At 69.8% G+C, this 10,102-nt stretch carries 11 protein-coding genes and 2 tRNA genes; 11 read left to right on the top strand and 2 right to left on the bottom strand.

Features of this window, described 5'->3' with window-relative positions; translation table 11 throughout:
- The first annotated feature begins 221 nt into the window (after positions 1 to 221).
- Entirely contained in the window at positions 222 to 1,364 is a 1,143-nt protein-coding gene (locus ACFVXE_RS16260; protein ID WP_389671791.1) for a hypothetical protein, read from the top strand.
- Here the strand turns inward: ACFVXE_RS16260 and ACFVXE_RS16265 are convergent.
- Positions 1,297 to 2,424: a M48 family metallopeptidase gene (locus tag ACFVXE_RS16265; RefSeq protein ID WP_389671792.1), complete on the bottom strand. Its 1,128-nt coding sequence runs from the start codon at positions 2,422 to 2,424 to the stop codon at positions 1,297 to 1,299. The genes ACFVXE_RS16260 and ACFVXE_RS16265 overlap by 68 nt on opposite strands.
- A gap of 111 nt (positions 2,425 to 2,535) precedes the next feature.
- Here ACFVXE_RS16265 and ACFVXE_RS16270 point away from each other — a divergent pair, with 111 nt between their 5' ends.
- The 7 genes from ACFVXE_RS16270 to ACFVXE_RS16300 all read left to right on the top strand — a co-directional run bounded on the left by ACFVXE_RS16270 (position 2,536) and on the right by ACFVXE_RS16300 (position 6,724).
- Complete coding sequence (locus ACFVXE_RS16270; protein WP_389671793.1) at positions 2,536 to 2,688, top strand: hypothetical protein; 153 nt, start codon at positions 2,536 to 2,538, stop codon at positions 2,686 to 2,688.
- An 84-nt stretch (positions 2,689 to 2,772) separates the two neighbouring features.
- On the top strand, positions 2,773 to 2,937 hold the full coding sequence (locus ACFVXE_RS16275) for a hypothetical protein (RefSeq protein ID WP_037697690.1): 165 nt from the start codon (positions 2,773 to 2,775) through the stop codon (positions 2,935 to 2,937).
- Positions 2,938 to 2,981: 44 nt separating this feature from the next.
- The gene (gene nadD, locus ACFVXE_RS16280; RefSeq protein WP_389671794.1) at positions 2,982 to 3,599 is read left to right on the top strand and encodes a nicotinate-nucleotide adenylyltransferase; all 618 of its coding nucleotides are present in this window, start codon (positions 2,982 to 2,984) and stop codon (positions 3,597 to 3,599) included.
- Positions 3,600 to 3,619: 20 nt separating this feature from the next.
- A complete protein-coding gene (locus ACFVXE_RS16285; RefSeq protein ID WP_389671795.1) occupies positions 3,620 to 5,314 on the top strand; it encodes an LCP family protein in 1,695 nt (564 codons plus the stop codon).
- A gap of 116 nt (positions 5,315 to 5,430) precedes the next feature.
- Positions 5,431 to 5,862, top strand: a complete 432-nt coding sequence (gene rsfS / locus ACFVXE_RS16290) for a ribosome silencing factor (RefSeq protein ID WP_389671796.1) — start codon at positions 5,431 to 5,433, stop codon at positions 5,860 to 5,862.
- Positions 5,859 to 6,512 (top strand): histidine phosphatase family protein, encoded by a 654-nt coding sequence (locus ACFVXE_RS16295; RefSeq protein ID WP_389671803.1) that lies wholly within the window; start codon positions 5,859 to 5,861, stop codon positions 6,510 to 6,512. Before rsfS ends, ACFVXE_RS16295 begins: the two co-directional genes overlap by 4 nt.
- A gap of 139 nt (positions 6,513 to 6,651) precedes the next feature.
- A tRNA-Ala gene (locus ACFVXE_RS16300) sits at positions 6,652 to 6,724 on the top strand.
- Between the two features lie 78 nt (positions 6,725 to 6,802).
- Here ACFVXE_RS16300 and ACFVXE_RS16305 read toward each other — a convergent pair.
- Complete coding sequence (locus ACFVXE_RS16305) at positions 6,803 to 7,582, bottom strand: helix-turn-helix transcriptional regulator (protein WP_389671804.1); 780 nt, start codon at positions 7,580 to 7,582, stop codon at positions 6,803 to 6,805.
- 315 nt (positions 7,583 to 7,897) lie between these two features.
- Between ACFVXE_RS16305 and ACFVXE_RS16310 the strand changes: the two genes are divergently transcribed.
- The 3 genes from ACFVXE_RS16310 (at position 7,898) to ACFVXE_RS16320 (ending at position 10,097) form a co-directional block, all read left to right on the top strand.
- Entirely contained in the window at positions 7,898 to 9,388 is a 1,491-nt protein-coding gene (locus ACFVXE_RS16310) for an MFS transporter (protein ID WP_389671797.1), read from the top strand.
- Between the two features lie 244 nt (positions 9,389 to 9,632).
- Complete coding sequence (locus ACFVXE_RS16315) at positions 9,633 to 9,866, top strand: hypothetical protein (RefSeq protein ID WP_275494237.1); 234 nt, start codon at positions 9,633 to 9,635, stop codon at positions 9,864 to 9,866.
- Between the two features lie 158 nt (positions 9,867 to 10,024).
- Positions 10,025 to 10,097: transfer RNA gene (locus ACFVXE_RS16320), tRNA-Ala, on the top strand.
- The last annotated feature ends 5 nt before the right edge of the window (positions 10,098 to 10,102 follow it).

Consider the following 10,102-nt stretch of genomic DNA (forward strand, 5'->3'; position numbering starts at 1 on the left):
AGCCGCCCCCGCGCGTGCGGGGCCGGCCCGAGTTCCCGGCCGCCAGGGCGTTTACGTTCGCGGCATTCGACCTACCCTGAAGGTGTGACCCCTCCCCGGAGGGGGCTTCTCACTCGTCCGCCCACGCGAACCCGTGACGGACAGGCCCTGCCCGAGGCCGATCGGCCGACGCAGAGCGTAGCGTGCCGGCCCCGGCCGGTGACGTGGAGTCGGGAGAAGTCATGACAGGCCGTGGAGAACCACCAGAAGGAGCATCGGGGAACGCAGCCGGTGGCGACGAGGACGAATACCGGTCCGTCGTCTTCGACGAGTCGTTCGTCCGCGCTGCCCGGCTCCAGGAGTTCTCCGCGCAGGAACGCATGGGCGAGCACGCCCGCGCCGTCCGCAGCCTCCCCGCGCGGCACCTGCGCAGCGGCTCCCGGGCCGCCCTCGCCCTGATCGTCCTGGTGGCCCTCGCCTTCGCTGCGGCCGTCTACCTGGGCTTCCGGCACCCGTACCAGACGCCCCTCGGCCGACGGGCGGAGGCACTCCGGACCACCGTCATACCCCTGGCGCCCAGTGGCGCCGTGCCCGGCGGCACGGCCGCCGGTCTCTACGCGAACAGTCCCGCCGCGCAGTTCCGGACGGGCGCAGCCGGCATCAACTTCCCGATGACCGGGCGGACGGACCACTTCTCGGACAGCCAGGTGCTCACCGCCCTGACCACGGTCAAGGACTACCTGGTGGCATCCTCCCTCGACCCCGACGTCCTCACCGGCGGCGCGCTGCGGCAGGTGGAGCGGCTGCTCGACCCGGATCAGACGGAGCAGTTCGAGCAGAGCATGAACCGGCCGGACGACGACGGGGGGCACGCCCAGGCCGGGTGGCTGGTCCGCTTCGACCCGGCGAAGGTGGCGCTCGCGGGGTCGGAGATCCGGGTCCAGGGCACGCTGGCCTACGCCGAGGAAGGGGCCGACACCCTGGAAGTGGTGTCGGACCACACCTTCACGTACGCGCTGCGTCCGGCCGTCTCCGGCCCCCAACCGGCGGACAGCGCCTCGCTCTTCACCGTACGGCGTGAGCTGCACTTCCGCTTCGACCGGGAGGACCTGCGGCTGCACCGGCTGGAGCTGCGGACCAGCTACGTCCAGGCCGGGCCGCAGGCCTGCTCGGCCGACAGGACCGGCACTCTGCGCCCCCTCCTCGCCGGCGAGCGCGCGGTCTCCCGCGCTCCGGCGGGCACCGACCCGTACGCCACGGGCCGGCCCACGGCGGCGCTCTGCGGGGCGCTGCAGTTCAAGACCGGCCCGTCCGCTGCTAAGGCTTCGGAGGGCTCTCCGGGTCTTCCGGCCCCGACGGCCGGGTCCCTTCGGAGCCGCCCGTAGCACCACCCTTGCCGGCTGCGCCACCGCTGCCGTTGCCGGTGAACTTGTCGCGGAGTTTGCCGCCCAGGTCGCCCGCGCCGCCCGCTATGTCGCCGACGAGCTTCATCAGCGGGTCCTTGCTGGTGCGCACCGAATCGGCGTAGTGCGAGGCGGACGCCCGGAACGCGTCCGTCACCGAGGTGTCCTTGTCCTCGTCGCGCCGGGGGTAGTGACCGTCCATGATCCGCTGGTAGTCACGGGTCTCGGACCACTTCTTCAGCTCGGCCGCGCGCACCGTCGTGAAGGGGTGGGAGCGGGGCAGCACGTTGAGGATCTTGAGCACGGAGTCGCGTAGGTCGCCGCTCTTCTCGTACTCGTCGGCCTGGGCGAGGAACGCATCGACATTCATCTCGTGCAGGTGATTTCCACCGGCGATCTTCATCAGGCCGCGCATCGACGCCTGCAGGTCCTGGCCCGTCAGCAGCCCCGCCCGGTCCGCGGACAGCTCCGACTTGCGGAACCACTCGCGCAGTGCCGTCACGATCGCCATGATCGCGACATTGCCGAGCGGGATCCAGGCGACCTTCAGCGCGAGACCGGTGAGGAACAGCAGAATCGTGCGGTAGACGGCATGACCGGAGAGGGCATGCCCCACCTCGTGACCGACGACGGCCCGCATCTCCTCCTCGTCCAGCAACTCCACCAGCCCTGTGGTCACCACGATGATCGGCTCGTCGAGACCGATGCACATGGCATTCGGCTTCGGGTCCTGCGTGACGTACATGGGCGGGATCTTCTTCAGGTCCAGGATGTAGCAGGCATCGCGGAGCATGTCGTTGAGATGGCTGAACTGGGCGTCGCTCACCCGGACGGAGTCGGAGAGGAAGAGCAGCCGCAGACTGCGCTCGGGCAGCAGACCGCTGAGCGCCTTGAACACGGTGTCGAAGCCGCTCAGCTTGCGCAGGGCCACCAGGGCCGAGCGGTCCGCCGGGTGCTCGTACGCCCGGGACGAGATGCCGGGGAAGCGCCTGCGCTGCCTGCTCGGCACCTTTTCGTGACTCGTGTGGCTGCCGTCGGTCATGGATGGGCCCCCTTGTTCGTACGAGACGTCGCTCGCCCCCTGGCAAATCCCAGCGTAGGTGCTGGGGCTACGGTGTGCGGGGGGCTGTGGACAACTGAGGAGACGCCCGACATGCCGCATACCGTTGCTCTGCTCGCCGTCGCATCCGAGGATCAGGGCCCGGGCAACACCATCCGGATCGTGCTGCTCGCCTCGCTCATCGGCGCGGCGCTGATGGCCTGGTTCCTGCTCCGCGGATACCGCGACGACGACAACAACGACTGAGTCGGCGTGAGCGTGCCGGGGGCACCCGCATACGATGTCCGCGACGTCTTCCTTCCGACTCCCGATCGATAGGTCCTGCCGAAGATGAGCCTCACGAGCACCGCGCACCAGCTGGTCACTCTCGCCTCCGAGGGTGGCGAGAACGGTGGTAACCACGAAAGTCTCAACCCGTATCTCACAGGTGGCGGCGCGTTCGTCGTGCTGCTGCTCCTGCTGTGGATCACCACGCGCTTCAACCGCGACCGCTGAGGCGGAGGCGGAGGCGTACAGCTGTGCCAGTAGGCTCTGCACGCATGGGAGAGCAGAAAGTTCCTACCGGTGCCGCGAAACGCCGAATCGGCGTGATGGGTGGGACGTTTGACCCGATTCATCATGGACACCTGGTGGCGGCCAGCGAAGTGGCCGCCCAGTTCCACCTCGACGAGGTGGTGTTCGTGCCGACCGGGCAGCCGTGGCAGAAGAGCCACAAGCAGGTGTCCGCGGCCGAGGACCGCTATCTGATGACGGTCATCGCGACGGCGTCCAACCCGCAGTTCTCGGTCAGCCGCAGTGACATCGACCGTGGCGGACCGACGTACACGATCGATACGCTGCGGGACCTGCGCACGGTCCACGGCGACGCGGACCTCTTCTTCATCACCGGCGCCGACGCGCTCTCCCAGATCCTCACCTGGCGGGACGCCGAGGAGCTGTTCTCGCTGTCCCACTTCATCGGCGTCACGCGGCCGGGGCATGTGCTCACGGACGACGGGCTGCCGAAGGGCGGCGTCTCCCTCGTAGAGGTCCCCGCACTCGCGATCTCGTCCACGGACTGCCGTGAGAGGGTCGCGAAGGGGGATCCGGTCTGGTACTTGGTGCCGGACGGCGTGGTCCGCTACATCGACAAGCGCCAGCTGTACCGCGGCGAATGAGCCACGGAGAGGGGGGACCGGTGAACGACCGACAGAACCCGTACGACCCGTACCACCCGCAGATCGTCGGATACGACGAATACGGGCAGCCGGTGTATCAGCAGCCCGCGCAGCAGCAGGAGCAGCAGCGGTACGACCCCTATGCGCAGCAGGGGCACGGGTACCAAGGGCAGCAGGGACAGCAGGGGTACGGCTACGACCCGTACGCACAGCCGCCCCAGCAGCCCGGCCAGTACGACCCGTACGCTCCCCAGCAGCAGCAGCAGGGTTACGGCTACGACGGGTACGGCTACGACACCGGCCAGCAGCCGGCCGCGGTCGACACGACGGCGCAGTGGAACTTCCCGCAGCAGGCCGCCGCGTCGGCGGCACCCGCATCCGCTCCGCAGCAGCCCGAACCGCAGCCCCGGTTCGCCTCGGAGCCGGAGCCCGCCGTTCCCGAGCAGCGTCGCGCGGACGGTGACTACGGCACCGGGCAGTTCTCCTTCATCGAGGAGCCCGACGAGGACTCCGAAGACGTCATCGACTGGCTGAAGTTCACCGAGAGCCGCAGCGAGCGGCGCGAGGAGGCACGGCGCCGCGGCCGCAACCGGATGGTCGCGCTGATCGTCGTGGCGGCCCTCGTCGTCGTCGGCGGGGTCGGCTACCTCTGGTCCGCGGGCAAGATCCCGGGTCTCGGCGGTCCGGAGAAGAAGAACACCGCGACGACGGGCCCGCAGCAGCGCGACGTCATCGTGGTCCATCTGCACAACACGAAGCAGGGTGGTACCTCCACGGCGCTGCTGGTGGACAACGTCACCACTCAGCAGGGGACCACGGTCCTGCTTCCCAATTCGCTCGCCGTCGCGGACGACGACGGCAGGACGACGACCCTCGGCAAGTCCGTGGACGACGACGGCTCGGCCGGCACCCGCGAGTCGATCGACGGGCTGCTGGGCACCAAGATCTCCGGTACGTGGCGGCTCGACACGCCGTTCCTGGAGAATCTCGTCGACACGGTCGGCAACGTCGAGGTCGACACCGACGTCGCTGTCCCCGACACCAAGAAGGGCGCGGCCCCGCTGGTGAAGAAGGGCGGGACGCAGACCCTGAACGGCCGGATGGCCGTCGCGTACGCCACGTACCGGGCTCCCGGCGAGGCCGAGGTGAAGCAGCTCATGCGGTTCGGACAGGTCATGCGCGGCGTGCTGCGCAAGATCTCGGACGACCCGAAGAACGCCACGACCACCGTGCAGACGCTGGGGCAGATCCTTGATCCGTCACTGCCGGAGAGCGACCTCGGCGCGTCCCTGGCGAAGCTCGCCCAGCACGCCAAGGTCGGCGACTACAAGACGGCCCTGCTGCCGGTCCAGCCCGACGGGACCCTCACCGACACGGCCACCGAGAGCGTCGTCAAGGACATTCTCGGCGGCACCGTGAAGGCACCGGACGCGGGCGCGGCCGTGCGGGTCGGCGTCAGGAACGGCACCGGGAACGCGGACGGTACGGAGTCCGCACGGATCAAGCTGGTCAACGGCGGCTATGCCTTCGTCAGCGGCGGGAACACCGGCACCGAGGCCTTGTCCCAGGTCCTCTACCGTGACGCGGCCGACAAGGAGAAGGCGATCCAGGTCGCCAAGACCCTGGACCTGCCGACGAGTGCGGTGAAGCGGGGCAAGCCCGCCGCGAATGCCGACGTCTCCGTCGTCCTGGGCCAGGACTACAAGATCAAATAAGTGGCGCCCAGCGGCCCGGACGATCTTCGAGAAGGATCTTCGAAATATGGCTGCGTGGGCTGTCGGCGGTCCGTGAGACCCTAGAGGTTGATCTGACCGCCGACGAAAGCCTGCTTGTGACCGCCACGGACCGCTCCATCGAGCTCATCAACGCCGCCGCTCAGGCGGCCGCCGACCGGCTCGCGCACGACATCATTGCGTACGACGTCAGCGACGTGCTGTCGATCACGGACGCCTTCCTGCTGGCCTCGGCCCCCAACGACCGCCAGGTCAAGTCGATCGTCGACGAGATCGAGGAGCGGCTCCAGAAGGAGCTCGGAGCCAAGCCGGTGCGCCGCGAAGGTGACCGCGACGCCCGCTGGATCCTCCTCGACTACGTCGACATCGTGATCCACGTCCAGCACAGCGAGGAGCGCGTCTTCTACGCGCTGGAGCGTCTGTGGAAGGACTGCCCCGAGATCGCGCTGCCCGAGGACGCCGTCAAGACCCGGGGGAAGGCCGAGGAGCACGCCCAGCTCACCGGCGGCACGGAAGGTGACCAGAGCTGAACGGCAGCGGTAGCGGCAGGGGCCGCAGGATCGTTCTCTGGCGACACGGCCAGACGGCGTGGAATCTGGAGCGCCGGTTCCAGGGTTCCACGGACATCGAGCTGACCGAGACGGGTGTCGGGCAGGCCCACCGGGCCGCCCGGCTGCTCGCCTCGCTCAAGCCGGATGCCATCGTCGCCTCCGATCTGCGGCGGGCGGCGGCCACCGCGGCCGAGCTCGCCGCGGTCACCGGGCTCGAGGTCGCCCACGACGCCGGACTCCGCGAGACCTACGCGGGTGCCTGGCAGGGTCTCACCCACGAGGAGATCGTCGAGCGGTACGGCGAGCAGTACGCCGCGTGGAAGCGCGGCGAGCCCGTACGGCGCGGTGGCGGCGAGCTGGAGACCGAGGTCGCCGACCGGGCCGCCCCGGTCGTGCTCGGTCACGCCGAGAAGCTGCCCGACGGCGGCACGCTCGTCGTGGTCAGCCACGGCGGCACCATCCGAACCACCATCGGGCGGCTGCTCGGCCTGGAGGCGCACCACTGGGAAGGTCTCGGTGGGCTCTCCAACTGCTGCTGGTCGGTACTGGGCGAGGGCGCGCGCGGCTGGCGCCTGCAGGAGCACAATGCGGGCACCCTGCCCGAACCGGTGCTCGGCGACGACGCCTGAGGGCTCTTCGGGGGCGGGCCCGGGCGCTGCCCGGAGGCCACCTCCGGGCAGCGTCGGCCGGATTTCACTTTCTGGCTGGTCACAGGCTAAAGTTCATCTTGTTCGCAGCGCGGAAACGCAGGGAAAAACCGCGAACAGCGGGGCTATAGCTCAGTTGGTAGAGCGCCTGCATGGCATGCAGGAGGTCAGGAGTTCAATTCTCCTTAGCTCCACAATCAGGATCCCGTCCCCACCAGGGGGCGGGATCCTTGCGTTTCCCGCTCTGCTGTTTCCGGCATGGGCCGGTCCGCTCACCCCTCCCGGCTGCTCCGCAGCGCCGCCACTTGTTGCGCGCTCTCCTCGTCGGCCGGGGTGTACGCCACGATCCGGCACTCCGGCAGCCCGTTGATGGACAGCGACACCGAGGTCATCCGTATCTCGCTCGCCGCGGCCCGGTGCCGGAACGTCTTCACCCGTGGACCCGGCGGGGCGACGTCGCCGCTCCGCCACAGCTCGGCGAAGTAGGGGCTGGCCGCCGAGAGCCGGTCCACCAGCGACTCCCAGGCCGGCTCGCCGGTGTGGCGCCCATAGGCCCCGCGCAGCGTCGCCACCATGATCGGCAGCTCCCGTGTCCGGTGCACGACCGGGCACTCCGCCTCATCCATCGTGAACAGGCCCCACAGCACATTGAGGATCCCCGACTGCGCCATCTCGGGCAGGTTGAACAGATCGAGATAGGCCGCGTTGGTGGCGAGGACGTCGTACCTCGCGTTGTAGACCACCGCGGGGTGCGGGTCGAGGGCGTCGATGATGCCCTGGATCTCCTGGCCGACCTCGATCGCGTCGGCCTGCCTGCCCGGCGCGTACGCCACCCCCGCCAGCTGGTAGAGATGTTCGCGCTCGGGACCGTCCAGCCGGAGTGTGCGCGCCACGGCGTCCAGGACCTGCGGTGACGCGTTGATGGGGCGGCCCTGCTCCAGCCAGGTGTACCAGGTGACGCCGACCCCGGAGAGCTGGGCCACCTCCTCGCGGCGCAGGCCGGGAGTGCGACGGCGCAGCCCCGGGGGCATGCCCACGTCGGCGGGGGTCACCCGTGCCCGCCGGCTGCGCAGGAAGGCGGCGAGTTCGGGGCGCCGCCGGGGCGACCGGTACCGCCGCTCGTCCTGCCCGTTCTGCCGGGACTGCTGGTCCTGCCTGCCCCGCTGGTCCCGCTGGTCCCGCTGGTCCCGCTGGTCCTGCCGGTCCGTATGCCGCTGGTGGTCGTCTGCGTGCTGTGTGTTCTGCTGTGCCGTCACCGTCGTCACACCCCCATGGTCGGTGCCCCGCCCCGGAGTTGCCAGGTGCTGCCGATACCAGCATCAGCGGGCTCTCGTTACCCGTATGCGGTCGGCCGCACGCTTCAGATCATGACATCGACGTCCGAGGCAACTCCGCATTCCCGCACCAGTAAAGACGGTGCCACCGACGACGGCACGGCGGACACACGTTCCGGCCGGCTGCTCGCCCTGGTCCTGGCGGCCCAGTTCATGGCCCTGCTCGACACCTTCATCGTCAATGTCGCCGCCCCGACGATCCGCACCGAACTCGGCGCGTCCGGTGCCGGGTTGCAGCTCGTCGTGGCCGGCTACACCATCTCGTACGCCGTCCTGTTGATCACCGGCGCCAGGCTCGGCGGTCTGCTCGGGCACGGCCGTGCGCATCTGGCCGGACTCGCGGTCTTCACCGCCGCCTCACTGGCCTGCGGACTGGCCGCTGGGACAGGGCAGTTGATCACCTTCCGGCTGATCCAGGGGGTGGGCGCGGCCGTGATGATCCCGCAGGTGCTCAGCCTCATCCAACAGCACTTCACCGGTGCGGCGCGGATGCGGGCGCTCGGCGCCTACGGCGCGGTCCTCGCCACCGGGGCGGCGGCGGGTCAGGTGGTGGGCGGGGTGCTGGTCAGCGCCGATCTCTTCGGTGCGGGATGGCGGCCGGTCTTCCTGGTGAACGTGCCGATCGGACTGGTTCTGCTGGTGCTCGGGGTGCGCGTGCTGCCGCGCGAACCGCGGACCGGGCGGGCCAGGGCGGAGGCGCGGGCCCGCGGTCTCGATCTGCCCGGCCTGGTCCTTCTCGCCGCCGCCGTCACGCTGTTCACCGTGCCCCTCGTCCTCGGGCAGGAGCTGGACTGGCCGTCCTGGTCGTGGATCTGCCTGCTCGCCTCCGTCGTGTTCTTCGCCGGGTTTGCCGCACATGAGACGCGGCTAGCGGGGCGCGGCGGCGCCCCTCTGATCGCCCTCAGGGTGCTGCGTATCCCCGGAATCGCCCTGGCGGCGCTGCGCATTCTGCTGGTGATGGCGGTCAACGCGGGCTTCCTCTTCGTGATGACGCTGCACTTCCAGGGCGGCCTGGGCTACTCGGCGCTGCACGCGGGACTGATGTTCGCGCCGACCGCGACGGTGTTCGGCGTGGTGGGGCTGACCTGGCGCCGCTGGCCGGCGGGGCTCCAACGGGCGCTGGTCCCGGGCGGGTTCGCGCTGGTGACAGCCGCCTCGGTGACCGTCGGGCTGGTGATGCGCGAGGGCGGGGGCGGCGGGGCCGGGCTGTACGCGGCCATGGTGCTGATGGGCGCCGGGCTGTCCATGGGCTTCAGCCCCGCCCTCACGGGCGCGCTGGCCGATGTGCGGCCCGAGGACGCCGCCGACGCGAGCGGCATGCTGGTGACCGTCACCCAGCTCGGCCAGCTGATCGGTGTCGCGACCTTCGGCACGCTGTACCTCAACCGCCTTGACGCAACAGGGGCGCACGCGTCCGCCCATGCGCTGTGGGTATGCGCCGTCGCGCTGTCGGTGACCGCGATCGTGGGCGTGTCGGCCGGTCTCGTACGGCGTCGGCAACGGGTCGATTCTCTGCAGGGCTGACCCCCTTGCGGGGCCATGGCAGAATCGGAGCGCCGGAGGGGGCGACGGACCGAACGGGAGGGAGCGCTCGATGCCTGCGAGCCGCCAAGAGGTCGCGGACCTGCCCCTTGTTCCCGGAGTTCCCGAAGGCGGCGTCGGCCCTGGCCGGCCCTTCGGCGGTACGTCCCCCGTGGCCCGTGGGCTCGTCCGCCACGGTGAATCCATCCGCATGCGCGCGGCCCGCCGTCACGGCCGGAGCTGACCCATGGGTGCACACAGGCGTAAGTGCGACTGGTGCGGCAGCGGTACGCCCATCGTCCGGGACATGGATCCCATCAACGCGGATTACCAGTACTGGTGCGAGGAGTGCGCGCGGGCGCTGATCATAAAAGGCGATCCGATCGAGACGTACCGGGAGCTGGAGGGGGAGCCGATCTACGGGCGGCTGCTGGAGGAGCACTGCACCCTCAAGCGCTTCTACTCGTTCGCCACCGCCTGAGCGCCACCTCGTGCACCCTCGCGCCGTCGGCCGGGTATCCCCGCACAACTCCGCCGAACCGGGGCATACCGGAACCGGCGGGAATCGATTTGGTGGTGGGCCGGGGTGACCGTGTAATGTTCTCGATGTCGCCAGGGAGACCGGGCGGAGCACAGCAAGGGGCTATAGCTCAGTTGGTAGAGCGCCTGCATGGCATGCAGGAGGTCAGGAGTTCAATTCTCCTTAGCTCCACAGGG

The organism is Streptomyces sp. NPDC058231 (assembly GCF_042882275.1).
Classification (GTDB): Bacteria; Actinomycetota; Actinomycetes; order Streptomycetales; family Streptomycetaceae; genus Streptomyces.